The sequence below is a fragment of the Halodesulfovibrio sp. MK-HDV genome (assembly GCF_009914765.1).
Classification (GTDB): Bacteria; Desulfobacterota; Desulfovibrionia; order Desulfovibrionales; family Desulfovibrionaceae; genus Halodesulfovibrio.
Window position 1 is genome coordinate 139,970 of the sequence record NZ_WYDS01000005.1, and the last position, 18,988, is coordinate 158,957.

An 18,988-nucleotide genomic window follows, 5' to 3' on the forward strand; every position below is an offset into this window, starting at 1 on the left:
ATTTATTTTCTTAACACAAAAAAAACTCCCCTGTTCGTAAAGAACAGGGGAGTAACTTTGCCCAATTGGAGGCAGATATACTGAAAATAACTATTTAATGAACAGCATTTCCTGGTAGGTCGGCAGTGGCCAGAGGTCATCTGCTACTACGTCTTCGAGTCTGTCTGCGTACTCACGAAGTTCGTTCATTACTGGCAGTACTTCGTTGCACAGGAAGCGAGCATGATCCTGTTCGCCGGAATGTGCTTTTGTAAGCATGGATTCGAGTTCGTTTGCAGCGGACTCAAGGCCATTAAGGTTTTCAGTAAGTTTGGTCAGCGGGCCCTGTACGCAGCCGAGACCAAGTTCTTTCATGTTCATGCAGTTGCGTGCGAGTTCAGTCTGGTAACGAACTGCAGCAGGAAGAATTGAGGTACGAGCCAGTTTGATAGCAAGCTCAATTTCTGTCTGAACAACATTAATGTACTGTTCAAAGAAGATTGAAGTACGGCTGTCGAGTTCGCGCTTGGAAAGAACACCGAAGCTTTCGAACAATGCAACACTGGACTCGCTGTTGAGTGCAGTAAGTGCTTCAGGAGTAGTGCGAAGGTTTGCAAGACCGCGGGTCTTAGCTTCTTCAGCCCACTCGTCAGAGTAACCGTCACCGTTGAATACAACTGAGTCGTGTTCCTGAACGATTTCCTGAATAACTTTTGTTACTGCATCGTTGAGTTCCCAGTTCTCGCTGTACATGAGGTTCTCAAGACGGTTGGAAATGTAATCCAAAGAGTCAGAGAGAATAGTGTTCAGTACAAGCTGTGCACCGGCGATAGACTGGCTGGAGCCAACTGCGCGGAACTCAAAGCGGTTTCCTGTGAAAGCAAATGGACTTGTACGGTTACGGTCACCGGCGTCCATAGGCAGTGGAGGCAGAGTATCTACGCCTACACGCAGGATGCCTTTTGCTTCAGAGGTAGCTTCGTCACCATTTTTGATCTGGTCAAAGATGTCAGAAAGCTGCTGTCCGAGGTAGATGGACATGATCGCAGGAGGTGCTTCGTTCGCACCGAGACGGTGGTCGTTGCTTGCACATGCTACGCTGGAACGGAGTAATGAACCGTGTTTGTGAACAGAGCGGATCATAGCAGCACAGAAGAGCAGGAACTGAGCATTTTCATGCGGAGTTTCGCCCGGCTCAAAGAGGCTGCCGAATTTGCCGTTACCGATGGAGTAGTTCAGGTGTTTACCGGAACCGTTGATTCCTGCGAACGGTTTTTCGTGCATGAGGCACGCCATACCGTAACGCTTAGCAACGCTTTTCAGTACGCTCATGATCATCTGGTTATGATCGTTTGCGAGGTTGGAATCTTCAAACATTGGTGCAATTTCGTACTGACCAGGTGCTACTTCGTTGTGACGGGTTTTTACCGGCACGCCGAGTTTGTAGAGATCGCGTTCTGCTTCAATCATGAATGCGAGAACACGCTTCGGAATGGTACCGAAGTAATGGTCATCCTGCTCCTGACCTTTAGCTGGCTTTGCACCGAAAAGGGTACGGCCTGCAAGGTAGAGATCCGGGCGGGAGAAGTAGAAGTTACGGTCAACGAGGAAGTATTCCTGTTCTACGCCAGCGTAGTTCTGAATGCGTCCAAAATTTTCGTGACCAAGCAGCTTAAGTAGGCGGCTGGTCTGAGTATGAATGCACTGGTTGGAACGGAGAAGTGGAGTCTTTTTATCAAGTGCTTCACCAGTCCAGGAAACGAATGCAGTAGGGATACACAGGAAAACGCCATTATCGTTTTCTAAGAGGTAAGCAGGGTTTGTAAGGTCCCATGCGGTGTAGCCACGAGCTTCGAAGGTGGTACGCAGACCGCCGTTCGGGAAGCTGGATGCATCCGGTTCACCCTGAATAAGGGTAGTGCCGGAGAATTGGGCGATTGCGCCGCCGCGTCCGTCAGGCTCAAGAAAGCTGTCATGCTTTTCAGCGGTAAGGCCGGTAAGCGGGTAAAATACGTGTGTGTAGTGAGTCGCACCTCGAGAGAGAGCCCATTCTTTCATTGCTGAAGCTACTGCATCTGCAATAGAAGGGTCCATCTGTTCGCCATTTTCGATTGTGCGCTTGAGAGATTTATAAACAGGTTTAGGAAGGTGATCTTGCATGACTTTGTCATTGAACACATTGCGACCGAACAGGTCGGTTGGCTTTTCTTCCAAGAAATTTAATGGCTTGCTTGTTGGTGTCGTGTTGTTTACAGCCGAAATGGCTTTAAGTCTGGCTAACGATCCACTCATGAAAATCTCTCCTTTAAACTAATTTGCGCAATATAAAATGGTACACGCCTGAATAGGCATCTGCATTCTTCTTTTAGAAAATATAAAGCATAGATGGTGCCAGTTCTGTAAAATCAATATGTTACAAAAAAAGGCTGCTTCTGTTGATTTCTTTTTATGACAAATATGTCATAAAAACAACAATAAAAGCATCCAGATTTACAATATTGTAAAAACAAGCCCAAAAGAAGTCGCGTGCGGGTAAAACTAAATCACAATTTTGTAAAATAGACATGCGCACCGTAAGTAGGTACCAACTGCAATGAGCGAGTGCACTATGCAGCTGTAATCAAAATATCACAATGCCCAATTTTTACCAAAGTTGTAATAGTCTGGGATAATAGTTTTTCTGTCGATCTTTTGTTTAAAAGTCGATACTTGACTGAAACATTGGCGTAATTATTTTACTATATTACTCAGGAATATAGTATATGATGAAGATACATCCATTAATCAAAAAATGTAGTAAGTGAATTTAGCCTTGAGAGGTTGGCCATGATGAGACGGAGTATTGAAGATAGAAATATCAATCTAGATTTTATTCCGCCTAAGGTTAAGAAGGTGCTTGCACCAATTAAAAAGCCGTTAATGCATATGACTGGCGTTGATGGACTGTTTAATGTGTATGACAGCATTACAAGAAGAGATAACCCGCTTGAGTTTTGTCAAAACGGTTTAGAAATATTAAATATAGAAGTCGAAGCTCTCGGTAGAGGGCTGCGCGATATGCCGCTTGATAAGCCGCTTGTTATCGTTTCGAACCATCCGTTTGGTGGTATTGAAGGACTCGCGCTGATGGCAGAAATATTGCCGCTGCGTCCTGAATGTAAGTTTCTTGCGAACTTTATGCTTGGAATTATGCCAGAATTGCGTCCATGCATGATTGAAGTGAATCCGTTTGAAACAAAAGAGGCACGCCGCGCAAATGTTCGTGGACTTCGTAATGCGATTACACATGTAGCAGCAGGCGGAAGTCTTGTGGTGTTCCCAGCTGGAGAAGTTTCCCATCTTCAGCCTAAAATGGGCGGCATTGTTGATCCAGTATGGAGCAAAAACGTAGCGCGGATTATTCGTAAAACGAATGCCGACGTTTTACCTTTGTATTTCCATGGCCGTAATAGCCTGTTCTTTAATATGATGGGTATGGTGCATCCATTTGCACGCACAGCCATGCTCCCAAAACAACTATATAATAAACGAAACAAAAAAATTACTTACAGCGTCGGGAATATTATCCCGTCCAATATGCTGAAGACGTTCGCAACAGAAGAAGATGTGATGAACTATCTGCGTGTTCGCAGTTATTCCCTAGCTAAGCGTCCATCATCTAAAAAATTCCGTCTTCCGTTCAGAAAAGAAAAAGATCAGATGGAAATCGCAGCAGCACGTCCGCACGAGTCGCTCCTGAGAGAACTCTCGAAACTGCCAAAAGAACAGATTCTTGCAAAAGAAAATGGATTTACAGTATTCGAAGCGCAGGCGTTTCAGATTCCTAATATGCTGCACGATCTTGGTCGGCTGCGTGAGTTAACCTTCCGCCCCGTGGGTGAAGGAACCGGACTTGATCTTGATCTCGACACCTACGATTATGAATATGATCATCTTATTTTATGGGATGATGAAAAAGAAACAATCGCAGGTGCATACCGTCTTGGATGTACAGATAAAATCTTTCCAAGAAGCGGTATAAAAGGCATGTATTGCAGCACCCTCTTCAAGTTCAAACCGGAGTTCTTTACCCGTTTTGAACATGCAGTAGAGTTAGGGCGCGCCATAGTGAATCCGGATTATCAGAAAGATTACAGTCCGCTTATGTTGCTCTGGAAAGGCATCGGGCAATACATTCTGCGTCGTCCAGGTACTCGTTACCTGTTCGGCCCATGCAGTCTGCCGCTTGAATTTAACCCGTTTACACTCGTAACCGCAGTTAATTATCTTAAAGAGCATCATATAGACAAAGAGCTCTCTACATTAGTAGCAGGTAAAAAAGCACCGAAGCTGAAGCTGCCGAAAGGCATACCGTCTGCATTTAATATCGCAGATCTCAGTTTCACCGGTCTCAACGGGTTAGTAAGAGATATGGAAGATGGCAGAACCATGCCTATTCTCTTCAAGCACTATCTGCGCCTTGCAGGCAAAATTGGTGCTTTCCACGTTGATAACGCATTCGGCAGTCTCGATGCATTCCTTATGATCGATCTTTCCGAAACACCGTTGCGCATGCTTAAGCGTTACCTCGGCGACACCGAAGCTGTTCAGCTTATCGAATCCTTTAAGGAAGCTGACAAGTAAGTTTTTGGCGGCCTGTCTGGTTGCCGTCGGTGGTCTGCGACGCTTGCCTTTGGCGAGTCTACGACGTTTTTTAATTTTGTCTCCGACGGCTGGGGGAAACCTTGTTGAAACAAGGTTCTCCCCCAGACCCCTTTCCAAAAACTTTTATTATGCGAAGAAAGCCCGTTGCTGAATACTTCACGCGGCTTAATTCCATTACCTTTAGTAACATAAAAAAGGGCTGTCCTTCATATGAAGGACAGCCCTTTTGCTATTCAAGTCAGTGGGGTTAAGCCGCGTGAAAACTTCGCTTGTGAAGGGTTGATCGCAATAAAATCGCGGTCAAGGGGGCGTCCCCCTTGCGGGTGCAGGGCAGCGCCCTTGCCCCTCGGAACTTTAGCCGTTCTCGAAGAATGAGAGATTACGGATAAAGATAGTGAAACGAGCCGTCGGAGACAAATCTTACCAAAGGCTCGTCAAAGACAAATACTGTCTATTCGTCGTCGTTAGCTACAGCATCGCGGGTGCGGCATACACCGCAGGTTCCGGCAGAAGTTGGGTAGCCACAGCGATCGCACGGTACTGGTTTGGTGCCTTCTTCTTTATCGGACTGACGGAAAGGTTCGCGTCCATGCGCGAGGAACGCTGTGTAGAACGCGAGTTTGCGTCCTGGCATTTCTTCTTCAAGCTGGTTCCAGAGTTTTTTGTATGCAGTGGAAGTAGCGCCTGGAGAATATGGGCATGGAGCGTAGTGGTATTCGAGTCCGTTGAGGAACGCGTAGTTAGCGTTTTCAAACTCTGTGAGTCGGTAAAGCGGACGCACTTTGCGTGCAAAGCCGTTTTCAGCTTCGAGCAATGGCCCTTGATCGCTAAGGTGCGGGATATCCCAACGAAGCGTGTTGGAGAAAAGTCGTGCAACTTCGTCATCAAGGTTGTGTCCGGTGGCAAGGGCGGTAAAGCCTTCGTCCATGGCAACTTTGTTGAAGAAGTAACGTTTGATTCGACCACATGCTGAGCATACGGAACGAGAGAGGACTTTTTTAACACGCGGGATCTGTAAATTTTCTTCTTCCATCTCTTTAACAATGAGTGGGATTTCGTGTGTTGCGCAGAAGCGTTCAACAACGCCGCGTGCTGCAACGGAGCTTTCTGGAATACCGAGGTCTATATGTAAGCCGTGAATTTTGTACCCGAGTTTTTTGAGTACAATTGCACAGGCTAATGAATCCTTGCCGCCAGAAAGTGCGACGAGGATTTTATCTTCGAATGTGAACAGCTTTTGACGACGGATGCTACGTTCAACAGATCGTTCGTAGAAAGACATAAAACAGTCGGCACAAAAGCCGGTGTTGTGGCTAGGAAGTGAAACAACCGCAGTTGTTTTACATACTTTACATTTCATTCTGTGTTTTCCTTATAGATATATGCGGCGCCTTGGTGAACCGACGCCGAAGCATGAGGTCAGAGAAGATGACAGCCCTGCATGGTTGTGCGGGGAGGTAGCTTGCTAGCCGCTGGATACTACGTTGCGAATGATAACGTCGTCGCCATGAAAAAGTTTTCTATCTGAAGTAAGTAGCTCGTTGTCGCGGATAACAAGTACTTCTGCAGAATTTGCTTTAACGATATTTAAAAGCTGACGCACTGAACGAGCTTTTAACGTGAGAGTCTCATTTTGTGGCTGGAGTGTAACAGTAACTCCGTATGGTTTTGTGTAAACAACCTTTTCTTCTTGCATGATAGGCATCCGTGTACATTAAGTTATTGAATGGCTACTGTCTCTTTTGATCCGAGGCAGAAGTTTGTATATGTTATTAGTGTCGTGCGACTATTGTGACAATGAGTACAGTGGTGCAAAATAGCTATCCGACAATTCGTGCATACTTTACTCATTTTTTACAACATGACAAGAATCTGAAAAGTAAATGCTTGCTGATGTAGTAAAATTAGCTAGTTATGCTTTTTTAATATTTTTTTAACTAGTAAATCAGCATGTTATGGATTTGGTAAAACAGCTTTTTGGCATAAAACGACTTTGTAGCCTTTTTTTATGTTTATACATTCTAATAAAGGGGTTATGAATCTCGTTGCATTTGTTTTAAGTGTATGCCAAGTATACGCGGTATTATTCACGGGGACGAATTCATCTTTTTNGCATCCACAAATAAGCCCTCTGCAATGTTTAATCATTGCACAATCAGCCTCTACGCGAGATTAACATGAAGAGAAATTTTCTTTTTTTCGCTTTGGGGGAGAATGATATGGCTGATAAAAAAGTACTGATTGTGGATGACGAAGAGAATATCAGGCTGTTATATAAGGACGCGTTTGAAGAGGACGGCTACAAAGTAGCTATCTCTGATGGTTCCGAGCCCATTTTAGAGGTGCTCGACCGCGAAAGTCCAGATGTCGTTGTGTTGGATATCAGGCTGAATCAAAAGCTTACGGGCTTGGATTTATTGCAGGATATTCGAACTACTAATTCGACGCTGCCTGTTATCTTAAGTACAGCATACGATAGCTTCCAGCATGATATGAAGTCGATAGCGGCGGATTGTTACGTAGTAAAATCTGTTGATTTGACGGAATTGAAAGCGAAGGTTGCAAGTTTCTTTGAATAGCACTATTTTTAGTTAAGAACTAAAAAGGACACGCTTGCGCGTGCCCTTTTTGAGATATTGTCTCTTGAAGGGGGTCATCCTTCAGGGACTTGCTGCAAGAGTTGGTCGCTCTTCAGCATCAGGATAATGTGTGTAGCGGCCCTGTTTTTTAAGCGGAATGGGGCCGCCACATGTCCGGAACTTTCCGAAGCTACTTCCCTAGCATCTAGATGGCTGATAACCCCGAAGGGGTAGTTTCGGCTTGTCACCAACCCGCCAGTATGCTTTCTTTTTTTCTAGCACATCTTCCACATAGCACAAGCCCTTTCAGCGTTATTTTACGAAAAATAATCAATCTAATGCGATCTAACGCCTTCTAATCTCAATCTAATTTTATTCTAATAACTCAACTCACTCTAAATAGAGTTCCACTTCACCCTTTTCTGCGGTAACCAATGTTTGTATTCCCTTGCGGTGTAATTCGTTTATTACGTCCTGTGACGGGAACTTGAATTTATTCAAAAAACCGCATGATGCTACAGCCACTTTAGGGCTTACTGCATCGTAAAATGCTGGTGAGTAGCTGGATGCAGAACCGTGATGCGGAAGGATAAGTACTTCTGCGCTGAGGTCTGCTTTTGAATCCATCAGTTCCTGAATTCCCTTCAGCTCAATATCCCCTGTCAGTAGAGCCAATCCTCTGCGTTCTGTACCGTTGTGCTTCACGAGACGGAGCACGAGCGACTTGTTGTTTCCTTCAAGTTCAGAATTTTTTGGTGGATGCAATACTTCAAGTTCCAAATCTTCTGAGATGGTCAGTACATCTCCAGCCTTAAGAATGCTTTTCTTCAACCCAGCTCTTTTCAATGCTTGGCGAAGTTGTTTTTTGTTCCATCCGCGCGGGATGGCATCTGTAGCAAAGTAGCCTTTTACATCAGCGTATCCAACGGGGTGGAATAGCCCGCGAAGGTGATCCGTATCTGGATGTGTGGACATGACCCATTGTAAGGAAGAATCGTGTTGACGCGTAATGCACGGCACAACGATTGCCCGTCCTACATCAAAAGACCGTGAGGCGAATCCTCCGCCATCAATGAGCATTCGTTTGTTGTTTGGGAAGGTGAGAAGCAAAGATTGCCCCTGACCCACATCCAGTACATTCAATCGGGTTCTATGTTCTATGCGGTATGCATGGAGAGCATCGGGTATAAACAGCAATAGGATAAAACACGAAAAGGCCATACGGGATGCCCATCGTGAGATATTGCAGTTTTCTTTGCGTACAGATGGGGATACGCTTTTTCCAGAGTTGCGGTTAGGCTCGTCAATGCTGCGCATCATGAGCGGCGGTTCTGTTTCCCTTTGCTCAATATCTCCACCCACCAGCGGCAAACCTGCCGCAGTAAATAGCTTGGTTTCCCATGTTGGAGCGCCGTCACTCAGGGAATTGTATATTTCCGGTATGATTTCTCTGCCTTCAATTTTCCACCAGACAAGGGCTGAAATTATACAGCCATACCACGCAAAAATTTCGACCCAGTGTGGACGATTCATAATTACAGGAGTCAAAAACCCTGCTTTGTCCATATCATCAAGGAAGGCGAAAAGTGTTGCCACTGGTGTTGCGGCAATTGCAAAGAGTGTTTCTGAGAATGGAACAAGCGCAGGTAATGCCATGCTCATACAGGCAGCAACAAGACCGAAGAGCAGTATTGGCATTATGAACATGCCAAGAAGCGGCAGCCATATTATGTTTAGAACATTCCATAAGGAAAGCTCATTAAAATTCCAGACGGTAACGGGTAATAACACAAGCTGAATTGCAATGGACAGAAAGAACGTATCAAATGCCGCTCGTTTTATGCGCTGAAAACGAGTTGTTTTGTTTGGTAGCAGATATGACTTCACGACAGTAAGCATCGGCAGGGCAATGATCATAGCTACAATTGCCAATCCGGAAAGGTGGAGTCGTAAGTCAAAGACAATGAGCGGATTTACGATGGTCATAAATGCCAGAGCCCAGAACAGCCCGTCCATGAAGACACGGGGGCGGTTGAATAGCAGCAGTATACACCAGCAGCACAGCATAATGAATGCTCGAACTAATGAAGGCGAGCCGCCACCAATCCAGACATAGACCGCAGCCGCAGGTAAAATCCCCAAGGCAAAAAGTTTAGGACGGCTTATGAGTTCGTAAACGCTGGCACGGCGTACACAGAGCGTGAAGAGAAAAGAGATACTCAAGGCCACAATTGCTAAATGCATTCCGGAGAGTGCAAATGAATGGGAAAGAGAGGCGTGTGACAGCTGAGCATAGCGCTTGCTTGGGAAATTGTATTTGTCTCCGAAAAGTAGAGCGGGGATAACGTCTAAAGCATCACCGAGTGCAGTAGCTCCTAATACTGAAGAAAGCTTTTCTATTGCGTCCGTATGAACAAGGTCTTCCAGTTGTTGAGAGACATTGAAACGCATTTTCTCACGCCACAACGTAGGAAGTGAGACATCACCTGAGCGCGTAGGGATAGCTTTGTCACCCCATGTCCATATCCGCCAGAAGACACCGCGATTTTGCCAATAGTCACCGCTGTTCCATGAACTTTTGTTTCGGAAGCCAACAATCGGGAGCAACTTTGCGCGAATTGATACAGTTTCGCCGACCATTGGACGTAACCGTGCAATTGCGGGGTTGGCTGTTATCAAGGCTTGTTTAGCAGACGATGATTCTTCTTGCCCATTTTTCAGCGCGTTAGCTGCTTTCTGTTGCTTGTTCCAAGCGTCTTTCCGGTTTGCCCATGTCCAGACAACATCGCCTGTGATGGACGTTGTTACGTTGTCTTTTGTGTAGCTTGCGTCTGTCAGAATAAATTTTATACGCCGGTCAGGAGATGTTTGGACTTCGCGGACGACTCCCGTGACCTGTACATATTTCTTGTTGAGAATGAATTGAGGAAGCGAGTCGGGCTGGCTGATATCAAAAGGGCGCTGTGCAAGTGTTGCTGTGGCTATCTGTAAGCCCAGAACGAAGGACACAAAAAGGATGCAGAGGCGCGCTACATTTTGCGTTACGTTTTTTTTGGGTGATGAAAGGCTTTGCTCTGGAAGCTTCCGCGCCAAATGACGGGTAAGGACGTAAAAAAAGACAATTGAGCCGAGGGCTGCAAGGGAAGGAATGAAGTAGCGAGCACCCCATAGACCTGCTGCCCATGCAAGAAAGTACCAATGCCACATGAGCAATGAGGGATATGAGACTGAGTCGTGTGGTGCGGTGCCTTCCATGTTCTAAAAATCCCCCGTCCTATGCGGCTCTGGTGGTTAATCACAAATTTGTGATTAACGGTAGTGCAAAAAAACGTACTTTACAACAGAGGGGTGCTTTGGGCTTTGGTGTCATTTTTGTTCTATTACAAATAAAAACGTACTATTTCTGTATGATGCTTACCGTTTCTATAATAAGCTCGCTTACTATTTCCTAGAAAACAATCATTCTAGCTATACTTTTTGAAGTCCCTTACCATTTTTCTCCAAAAAAAAGGCTGTCCCAGTATATGGAACAGCCTTTTCTTATTTCACGAAAGGTAATGGAGCGTAAGCCGCGAGGCATTGAAAGCAACGTGCTTAACTCGCGAATAAAAGTTTTAGGAGAGTCCAGAGAAGCCCTTTTTCAAAAGGGTTCTTTGGCCGCCGGAGGCAGCGTCGCAGACTCGCCGAAGGCAAAAAGCTCTGAAGGCTCGTCGAAGACAAGCACCGCAGGTTCGCCAAAGGCAACAACCTCCGAAGACTCACCGGAGGCACAAGCCCCCTTCAAACTACTTACTCTGAAGACCTAACTTGTCAGCAATAGTCTTGGCAGCAGTTTCAGTGAACGCTTCCGGTGCCAGCTCTGCTTTTACAGATTCTTCAATAACCAACTCAGGTGCGTTGGCAAGAGAAGTGTCCGGCTGTACGCCGAACTCTGGAGGGAAGGTGTTGCTGAAGTACATGTCCTGAAAGCCGGAGAATTTGAGTGCATGCGCGGTTGCATCAAGGATTGCAAATTCGTCTTCAGCGATGATGCCGAGTTCTTTTGCACGCTTGAGACCTGCGTAGCATTCGCCACCCTGTGTACATGCGATGTGACCATTCATGTTTGCTTCAATCATGGAATCCATGATCATCTGCTCGGTCACCTGCAATACCTGGAAAGAACCTTTGCCGCCAATGGCTTCAAATTGTTCTGCAAAATGTTTTACACGCGGGAAAGACACTGGGTTGCCGATCATTGCAGCCTGTGCAACGGACGGAGTAACCTCAACTGGCTTGAACTCGCGTTTTGCAGGGTCTTCTACGCTGTAATACTGGTATACAGGGTCTGCATGATGAGACTGAACACCGAATACGCGTGGAAGTTCGTTGATAATACCGAGGCGATGTAACTTGAGGAAACCACCCATAACTGCGGTGATGTTACCTGCGTTACCTACTGGTACAAAAACGCATTTGCCTTTGAGATCCCAGTCACACCACTGCGCAATTTCGAATGCGTAGGATTCCTGACCGAGGATACGCCAGCTGTTTTTGGAGTTCAGCAGTGCAACACGGTAGTTTTCTGCAAGGTTTTCTACAACCTTCATGCAGTCATCAAATACGCCCGGAATTTCCAGTACGGTAGCACCGGAACCGAGAGGCTGAGACAACTGCTGCGGAGTTACTTTACCATGTGGCAGAAGTACTACTGACTTGAGCGGAGAGCCGATGTATGAAGCATACAGGGCTGCTGCGGCAGATGTGTCGCCTGTGGACGCACATACGGTGAGAACTTCGTCCCAGCCGTGTTTGCGTACGAGCGCTTTGAGGTAGGAGAAAGCACACGCCATACCGCGATCTTTAAAAGACGCGCTAGGGTTTTGACCATCGTTTTTGAAGGCAAAATGGACACCTGTCTTTTCAGTCAGGTTGTTGTTTGCTTCTACGATAGGGGTGTTTCCTTCACCTAAGTAGACGATATCGTCTTCTTCCAGAACAGGTGCCATCAATTCGTAAAAACGGAAGATGCCGCGCAGTGCGGTGTTCTTGGAAGCTGCACGGGTGTCGAACAGGTCGCGCCATTCTTCACCGGTACGTTCAGAAAGTTTGTCAAAGTCGAGGTTGTCGAGCAGGAACACGCCGCCACATTCAGGGCAGGTGTACAGAAGTTCGTCGATGCCGAAGCGCTCTCCACAACCTAAACAGTAGTACTCCATATTTCCCCGGTATTCAGGGAAAACTGATGCGTTCTTCATTATGCTTGTTCCTCGTGCTTCTTTTTAAGCCACGATTTTTCTTCGCCGCGAGCAAGGCGGCCAATGTTTTCTCTATGAGTCCAAAATACGAGTGCAAGCACTACGAGAGCCAATGGAATTAAGGACCAATGGCCGGACAGGAACAGGAATATAGGAAGGGTTACTACAAGTGTGAGTGACCCCATAGACACATATCCGGAGCGCCAAATAACTAATGCACTGGCAATACAGCTAAAGAGCATAGGGAAAAATGCCAGCGGTACGAATACACCAACAGTTGTTGCTACCGCTTTGCCACCCTCAAAACCGAGGAAGCAGGAACGGACGTGTCCCATGAGCGCAGCAAGTGCAACAAGACTTAAAAATAACCAGTTGTGGCTGATGGTGAATGCGATTGCTACTGGAATTGCGCCTTTAAGAAGATCGCACAGCAGCGTTGCAACGCCGTATTTAAAGCCACAAAGACGGGCTACGTTGGTAGCGCCAACGTTTTTACTGCCATCGAGACGTGGATCGATTCCGCAGGCAGCTTTAGCGATAAGCAGACCAAACGGAATGGAGCCCATAACGTACGCGATACCAAGCCAGAGAAATTTTGCCAGCATGTTCACTCTCCTTGCGATAGCTCATCAAGATATGTTCTGCGGTACCTAGCGTTGTGCGTAGCCACAGAACTACTTGTTAACTTTCCATTGCATCCAGAATTTGGATTTCGTTATTCAAAGGATGAACTTTGCCGATGCGAACCATAAACAGTTGCCCCGGATTCACCTTATCGCCAAACGACTTACGTCTGCCACGTACAAAAATTTGCTCATTCGGTAAAGAAACCGTTACGAAGGCATCGTTTTCTTCCGTAACAATAGCTTCACGCCATACTTTGTCACCCTGCTGCTTGAAGTACAGTAACTTCCAGTAACGAGGGCGGAAACGCTGGATTTGACCTACAGAATCAAGGCGAGCGTTGAGCAGCGGGAGCATTGCGGTGATTTCTTCAGTAGTCCACTGTGCTTCACCGGTTGCAGTATAGTGTATTACTTGCGCAACGTTGACAAGGTCAGGGTAACGTCTGAGCGGAGAAGTAATCGGACTGTACGCATTTACCCCAATACCTCTGTGCGGTCTTGGAGTAGTTTCCAGAATAGCAGAAGACAGAGCTTTCACAACACGTGCGATGTCGTGCGGTGCGCTCCATACGCCAACGTATTCTCTCGGTACAGCTACATCCTGCGTCCTGTGCAACAGAGTTACGTTGTGCTCTTTTGCCCATGCAGCTACGCCGGAGTTCGCAAGAATCATCATCTCACTTACCAGCTTCATAGCTTTCGGAGTGTCGTCAGCAGGAACGATTTCAACTTTGGTTTCGCTTCCCTCGCCGGAAAGTTTTACCTTCGGATCGTTTCGTTCGATGATTACAGCACCGCTGGCAATACGCTGTTCCTGAAGTTTGTCACTGAGTTCAGAACCCAATGCAATCTGTTCGGCAAATGGACCGGCAGGCGTGTCTTTACCACCACCGTTGATTACTGCTTCAGAATCAATGTAGGTGAGGTTTGCAGCCAAATTAACCCATACAGGTACCGGCGTGCAACGCTCAAGTTCACCTGTGCTGCTGCATTCTATATCAAGAATCAGTGACGGACGGTCTTCGTTTGCATGAAGACTGAAGAAGTCTGTACCAAGTGTTGTCGGCATCATGTGGCAATCGCCTTCCGGCAGGTACACACTTGTGGCACGACGAAGTACTTCTTTATCGAAACGGCTGCCGAACGGCCATGCTACAGCAGGGCACGCAAGGGAGATGCGAAGGCGATAGCCGCCGTCACCGCGACGTTCGATGTTGAATGCATCGTCAATGTCTTTGGTGGTAGCGGAATCAATAGAAATATAGGTGCGCTCTTCCGGTTTCTGATGAATGGAGAGACACTTGTCTTTGATGGCCTGAACGTCAGAGGTAAATTCTTCTGCCCAGTTGTTGGTGCATTCGTAGTCTGCACGGTCGAGCCAGAAGTTGTGGTGTGGCGGAACTAAATCCCATGCACGGGCAAGGTGCAGCGCCATATGTGGATCTTCCGGCAAGCCTTTAGCAAGCTGCTTCCAGACCTGATCAACTTCGTGGCTGTCAGGATCGCTTAATTTATTTAAAATGATCTCTTTAAGCTGTTCTGCGACGCCTTCGTCTGGAGCTTTGCCTAGTGCGCGACCTTTGGAATGACTTTCCCAAAGAGTGCGGAAAAAGCCGACACCCTGTGTGACGAGCGCTTCACGTTCAAGACGCTTGCGGTCTTCTTCCTGACGTTTTTCCACTTTATCAGCAGGGTAAATTTCAAATTCCGGCGGCTGAAATTTAAAATGTGTCTTGCAGGTGAGCATTGCGCTGCCAAGTGCAGCAAGCTGGTCGATGGTCGGTTCTTCCCACAACAGTTCAGCAAACCACTGGATGGTTTCTTTATCCACTTCGCCTTGTGCAAAATCCCATAACTCAAGCGCATCGATTTCTGCGCTCATGGCGTCACGCGTTGCCCGATGCTCTTCTAACAGTGCACCGATTTCCTGACGGGAACGCTCGCCACTGTATGAAGGGCCTGCCCAAGGAAGAACGCGTGAAGAAGCAAGCTTCATCTCGCGTTTATTAATGGTAAGAAGCCGTAGTTTTCCACCCTGTTCGTCAAGTACCCAGCCTTGCTGAGCCTTGTTACCGTGCATGAACTCTACAACACAGCCCGGTCCGGGATACCGAACCAGAGAAGGAGCACTCATATTACCTGCTTTATTTGGAACCGGCACCTGCCGGTATTCATATGTATCGATGCGGTGTGTCTCTCACCGTGTATTTTTCGGGGTGCCTCCCGAAGGAGGCGAAATTTTTATGCGTCGGCAAATAGTAACTTCCCGCAGATGGCAATTCACCTGCGGGAAGTATCTTTTAATGCTTAAAGGAACGCTGTGCAGTGTAGACCATTGCTACCTGCGGTGAAACTTCGTTCACTGCTTCAATAACTTCATGGTCACGAATAGAGCCGCCCGGCTGTGCAATTGCAGCAACACCATGTATCAGTGCTGCATCTACACCGTCACGGAACGGGAAGAATCCATCAGAAACCATTGCGGTTCCCATGAGTCCACCTTTCTCCGCGCGGGTGCGGGCTTCAATGTCGTCAAGAATTGCTTTTGATTCTTCGTCGTTAAGCGCTTTCTGCTTAAGTTCGTACAAAGAAATGCCGTGTTCCTTAAACGCTAGCATATCAGCAAATTTTGTATACGCTTTGTGGATGGTGAGCTCTACACAGCCAACTCTGTCCTGCTCGCCGGTACCGATGGATACGGTAGCGCCGTTACGTGCAAAGATAATTGAGTTGGAGGTAACGCCAGCTTCAACAGCCCATGCAAAGAGGAGGTCATCCGCTTCCTGTGCTGTCGGCTTACGTGCTGCTACTTCCACGCCGTCTTTTTCCGCTGTGGCAGGGATAAAGTCGTCTACGGTGAGGATTCGGTTACGGAAGGACTGCTGCATCACAATACCGCCGTCGATAAGGCTCTTGAAGTCAAGTACCGGCACGTTTACCAGCTCTTCAAGATGCGCCATTCCCGGAATTTCGAGAATACGCAGGTTCTTGCGTTTTTTCAGTTCTTCTACAACACCTTCTTCAAAAGCAGGCGCTGCTACCACTTCAAAGTATGCGCTGTTAATAACTTTAGCACACTCTAAATCCATAGGACGGTTAACCACTACCGCGCCGCCGAAAGCAGCAATGCGGTCACTCCAGAAGGCTTTATTAAGCGCATCTGCAACACCCTTGTCGGACCATGCGGCACCACAAGGGTTATTGTGCTTTAAGATGAGAGCTGCCGGTTTTGCAGTAAGGTACTGCAACATGTTAATGGCATTATCAACATCTGTCAGGTTTGTTTTACCAGGATGCTTGCCTGCCTGAATCATATTTTCTTCAGTTAAAGCAGAAACAAGTCCTTTTCCCGGTCCACGAAACTCCACACCACCAAGAGTAAGGGAGCCTTCAGCCAATTCGTACACAGCCGCTGGCTGATCAGGGTTTTCGCCGTAGCGCAGCCCTTTTTCTTCCCCGTCAATTTCCCACGTGCGCTTGCGATACACAAGCTCTTGATCGCCCAACTGAACTTTCATCTCGGAAGGAAATGGATCTCCGAGAATGGTTTTGTACATATTCTTCAAGTCGCTCATGAGGTTTTGACTCCGCTTGTTATGTTAGTAGCATAAATAAAACACAAACATGTGGTGAATCGCCGAGTTTAGTTGCCAAACCTCGGCAACAACACCCCAGAGGCGCAAGAAAGTATCATACAGTAGCACGGGGGGCAATTTTCATTTGTAGGCAATGGCAGATTGCAGTAGAGATTCGGTATCATCATTATTCACATGTAGAAAGGAGCAATTTACTGCCATGGAACGCGCCCTCCGAAAATTAGCTGCACAGCTGAATGGATACGACGAAGCATCCCTCATGGATTTGTGGGAAAAGTACGCAACTAAGACTGAAGTATTTGAACCGAGTCGGGAATGGGAAGAGGCTACGTTGATCTTTTCACTGATTCAGGCTGTTCGCTGGAAAAATCAGTTATTTAATCATCATTGGGCAGAATCAGAGCAGGGACATGTTCGCGATCTGCCTCCGCAGGCAGCCTTTGACATGGTGAAGCGTGGAGAAAACAAAGATGCACAGCTAAACGTCGGGAGTGGCGGTACTAATGCTGCTCCGAAGCTTGCCAAGGTTCTCGCCTTCCGGCCTAGAAAGAGCGACTAGCCCGTTAATCAGGTAGTAGTAATACCGGATATTTTCGACGTATGTAACGGCTTCGTAGCCGCGACAGTAGCCGTGTCTGGTCTGAGAGAAGTAACGCTTCCAGGCCAGAAGCGGCAGAGTTTCTCTTAATTCCTGCCATGTTTTGCCCGTGCCGCCGCGTTTTTGCGTAAGCTTAATAGCGTCGGTAACATGCCCGTAGCCTTGGTTGTATGCGGCAAGTGTGAAAAACCACCTGTCCCATACTTCTAGGTCTTGGTCTTCAAATCTATCCCACAGTTTACGAAGATACGTTGCCCCGCCCATGATCGATTGGTGCGGGTCGAGACGGTTGATGCCAAGTTCTTTGGCTGTTGTCTGCGTAATCTGCATTAATCCACGCACGCCGGTTCTGCTGCGGGCTGAGTTATTGAAATGTGATTCCTGAAAAATTACAGCCGCAAGCAACAACGGATCAATGTTGTTTTTCTTGCTCGCTTTTCCCATTGTCTTCGCATATTTGGGCATTTTCTGACGCAATGCTTTTTTCAGCTTTCCGATGACGTAATAATTTAAATCTTTGGGGAAAAACCCGTAATGCTTCTCTTTTAAGACAGCAACGGTACCTTCAGTTTGAACTGTATCCCAAAAATTTTTCAGATCTTTTTGTAATCCTGATTCCGCAAAAAATTTGTTGCGCCAGAACCAATGATATGAGCCGCCCTCATTAATTTTGGAATTTGGGACCACATCAAGGAAAAAGGGTTGCAGCATTGTAAAATTACGTACATCTATCTGTGCTGTGCCACCTTCATCGCTGTCGAATGACATGAGGTGAAACATGTGGAAGCGATCAAAGTCGACACAGTCTACATTTTCCAGAGCATCTTCGTTAGCCGTTGCTACGGTTGCAGGTGCTTTTTTGCGTTGTGTCGGCTTGTCAGAAGCCGGTGCAGAAGCCGATGCAGAAGCAGGTTCAGAAGTGGTGTTCGGTGCGGTTTCACCCAATGCTTCAGCTTTTTTTGCATACGGAGTCTGTCCGGAAGGTTCACTGTTTTCTCGTGGAGAGACCACCTGCGGAAGAGCATCCGCAAGGGAAGAAAGGAATGTGGCGTTTTCGCTGTAAACTTCTTCGTCCACGCCTTCCGGTACTGTGTCCATAAGACTGCTGCAAAGAGCTTGGAGTTCTTTGTTGTCTGTTTGCTTGGTATCTTTGATGGTTACAGACTTATAGTCGTCGTAGGCTGGGCCTGCGGTAATTTTTTTGGAGTATTCTTCGGGAACATTGCCACCGAATCCGACAAGTAAATCTGCTTTATCATTTGAGATAAGATCCCATGCTTCTTCAGAGCTTTTGACGCGAAGAATGGTGATGGTATAGCCTTTTTCTTTGGCAAAGCTGCTCAGCAGTTCGCCATCCACACCAAGGCCGTACGGGGAGACAAGAGAGGAAAATTGGGAGACGTTGGGCACAACAACTCGCACCGGAGGAACGCGGTAAAGGTAGGCAGCAATTTCTGTACCTACCATAAGCGCACCCTGTGCAGTGATGAGTAGGAACAATAATATTGCTTCCCACGAGGTGAAAAAACGTCTCTTCATTGAATCTCCGAGGCAAGGTAACAAACCGTACCTAAAAATTTTTTCATCGTAGCCGCATTATAACAGGATTCTAATGCGTCGCTAGTGAAATTTTCTCTGTGAATCGATTGACGGGTGTCCAAAGAGTGTATTAAGAGAAGATGCATTTTTTGCGTTCCTTGGGTAGCCAAGGTTCCAAAGAAGCAGTTTC

General features: G+C 46.8%; 12 protein-coding genes. 3 read left to right on the forward strand and 9 right to left on the reverse strand.

Translation table 11 applies throughout. The annotated features are described in order from the left end of the window. Nucleotides 1-90 precede the first annotated feature (90 nt). Nucleotides 91-2,271, reverse strand: a complete 2,181-nt coding sequence (locus tag MKHDV_RS05565) for a glutamine synthetase III (RefSeq protein ID WP_160713104.1) — start codon at nt 2,269-2,271, stop codon at nt 91-93. 534 nt (nt 2,272-2,805) lie between these two features. On the opposite strand from MKHDV_RS05565, the gene MKHDV_RS05570 reads away from it, so the two are divergent. Next, nucleotides 2,806-4,602, forward strand: coding sequence for a lysophospholipid acyltransferase family protein (locus MKHDV_RS05570; RefSeq protein WP_160713106.1), 1,797 nt, complete (start codon nt 2,806-2,808; stop codon nt 4,600-4,602). Between the two features lie 472 nt (nt 4,603-5,074). Here MKHDV_RS05570 and MKHDV_RS05575 read toward each other — a convergent pair whose 3' ends face one another. Together MKHDV_RS05575 and MKHDV_RS05580 are read right to left on the reverse strand one after the other, a co-directional pair. Next, nucleotides 5,075-5,983 (reverse strand): ATP-binding protein, encoded by a 909-nt coding sequence (locus MKHDV_RS05575; protein WP_160713108.1) that lies wholly within the window; start codon nt 5,981-5,983, stop codon nt 5,075-5,077. A gap of 105 nt (nt 5,984-6,088) precedes the next feature. Beyond that, the gene (locus MKHDV_RS05580; RefSeq protein ID WP_160713110.1) at nt 6,089-6,319 is read right to left on the reverse strand and encodes a hypothetical protein; all 231 of its coding nucleotides are present in this window, start codon (nt 6,317-6,319) and stop codon (nt 6,089-6,091) included. Between the two features lie 523 nt (nt 6,320-6,842). On the opposite strand from MKHDV_RS05580, the gene MKHDV_RS05585 reads away from it, so the two are divergent. After that, nucleotides 6,843-7,202: a response regulator gene (locus tag MKHDV_RS05585; RefSeq protein WP_160713112.1), complete on the forward strand. Its 360-nt coding sequence runs from the start codon at nt 6,843-6,845 to the stop codon at nt 7,200-7,202. Between the two features lie 390 nt (nt 7,203-7,592). On the opposite strand, the gene MKHDV_RS05590 is transcribed toward MKHDV_RS05585, so the two are convergent. From MKHDV_RS05590 to MKHDV_RS05615, 5 genes are all read right to left on the reverse strand, one after another. Continuing rightward, complete coding sequence (locus tag MKHDV_RS05590) at nt 7,593-10,457, reverse strand: ComEC/Rec2 family competence protein (RefSeq protein ID WP_216846863.1); 2,865 nt, start codon at nt 10,455-10,457, stop codon at nt 7,593-7,595. A gap of 530 nt (nt 10,458-10,987) precedes the next feature. Further along, nucleotides 10,988-12,439 carry a threonine synthase gene (thrC, locus tag MKHDV_RS05600; RefSeq protein ID WP_162859835.1) on the reverse strand — a complete coding sequence of 484 codons (1,452 nt, stop codon included), beginning with the start codon at nt 12,437-12,439 and terminating at the stop codon, nt 10,988-10,990. Continuing rightward, on the reverse strand, nt 12,439-13,044 hold the full coding sequence (gene plsY, locus MKHDV_RS05605; RefSeq protein WP_160713118.1) for a glycerol-3-phosphate 1-O-acyltransferase PlsY: 606 nt from the start codon (nt 13,042-13,044) through the stop codon (nt 12,439-12,441). Before plsY ends, thrC begins: the two co-directional genes overlap by 1 nt. Nucleotides 13,045-13,120: 76 nt before the next feature. Beyond that, on the reverse strand, nt 13,121-15,199 hold the full coding sequence (locus MKHDV_RS05610) for a ribonuclease catalytic domain-containing protein (RefSeq protein ID WP_160713120.1): 2,079 nt from the start codon (nt 15,197-15,199) through the stop codon (nt 13,121-13,123). Between the two features lie 166 nt (nt 15,200-15,365). Next, entirely contained in the window at nt 15,366-16,640 is a 1,275-nt protein-coding gene (locus MKHDV_RS05615; RefSeq protein WP_160713122.1) for an IMP cyclohydrolase, read from the reverse strand. A 220-nt stretch (nt 16,641-16,860) separates the two neighbouring features. Here MKHDV_RS05615 and MKHDV_RS05620 point away from each other — a divergent pair, with 220 nt between their 5' ends. Further along, complete coding sequence (locus tag MKHDV_RS05620) at nt 16,861-17,220, forward strand: hypothetical protein (RefSeq protein WP_160713124.1); 360 nt, start codon at nt 16,861-16,863, stop codon at nt 17,218-17,220. Here the strand turns inward: MKHDV_RS05620 and MKHDV_RS05625 are convergent. Continuing rightward, a complete protein-coding gene (locus MKHDV_RS05625; RefSeq protein WP_160713126.1) occupies nt 17,140-18,798 on the reverse strand; it encodes a transglycosylase SLT domain-containing protein in 1,659 nt (552 codons plus the stop codon). The genes MKHDV_RS05620 and MKHDV_RS05625 overlap by 81 nt on opposite strands. Nucleotides 18,799-18,988: the final 190 nt, after the last annotated feature.

Bases quoted from the DNA above. Each gene is read 5' to 3' on its own strand.
- MKHDV_RS05565 (WP_160713104.1), bottom strand. From the start codon at position 2,271: ATGAGTGGATCGTTAGCCAGACTTAAAGCCATTTCGGCTGTAAACAAC.
- MKHDV_RS05570 (WP_160713106.1), top strand. From the start codon at position 2,806: ATGATGAGACGGAGTATTGAAGATAGAAATATCAATCTAGATTTTATT.
- MKHDV_RS05575 (WP_160713108.1), bottom strand. From the start codon at position 5,983: ATGAAATGTAAAGTATGTAAAACAACTGCGGTTGTTTCACTTCCTAGC.
- MKHDV_RS05580 (WP_160713110.1), bottom strand. From the start codon at position 6,319: ATGCAAGAAGAAAAGGTTGTTTACACAAAACCATACGGAGTTACTGTT.
- MKHDV_RS05585 (WP_160713112.1), top strand. From the start codon at position 6,843: ATGGCTGATAAAAAAGTACTGATTGTGGATGACGAAGAGAATATCAGG.
- MKHDV_RS05590 (WP_216846863.1), bottom strand. From the start codon at position 10,457: ATGGAAGGCACCGCACCACACGACTCAGTCTCATATCCCTCATTGCTC.
- thrC (WP_162859835.1), bottom strand. From the start codon at position 12,439: ATGAAGAACGCATCAGTTTTCCCTGAATACCGGGGAAATATGGAGTAC.
- plsY (WP_160713118.1), bottom strand. From the start codon at position 13,044: ATGCTGGCAAAATTTCTCTGGCTTGGTATCGCGTACGTTATGGGCTCC.
- MKHDV_RS05610 (WP_160713120.1), bottom strand. From the start codon at position 15,199: ATGAGTGCTCCTTCTCTGGTTCGGTATCCCGGACCGGGCTGTGTTGTA.
- MKHDV_RS05615 (WP_160713122.1), bottom strand. From the start codon at position 16,640: ATGAGCGACTTGAAGAATATGTACAAAACCATTCTCGGAGATCCATTT.
- MKHDV_RS05620 (WP_160713124.1), top strand. From the start codon at position 16,861: ATGGAACGCGCCCTCCGAAAATTAGCTGCACAGCTGAATGGATACGAC.
- MKHDV_RS05625 (WP_160713126.1), bottom strand. From the start codon at position 18,798: ATGAAGAGACGTTTTTTCACCTCGTGGGAAGCAATATTATTGTTCCTA.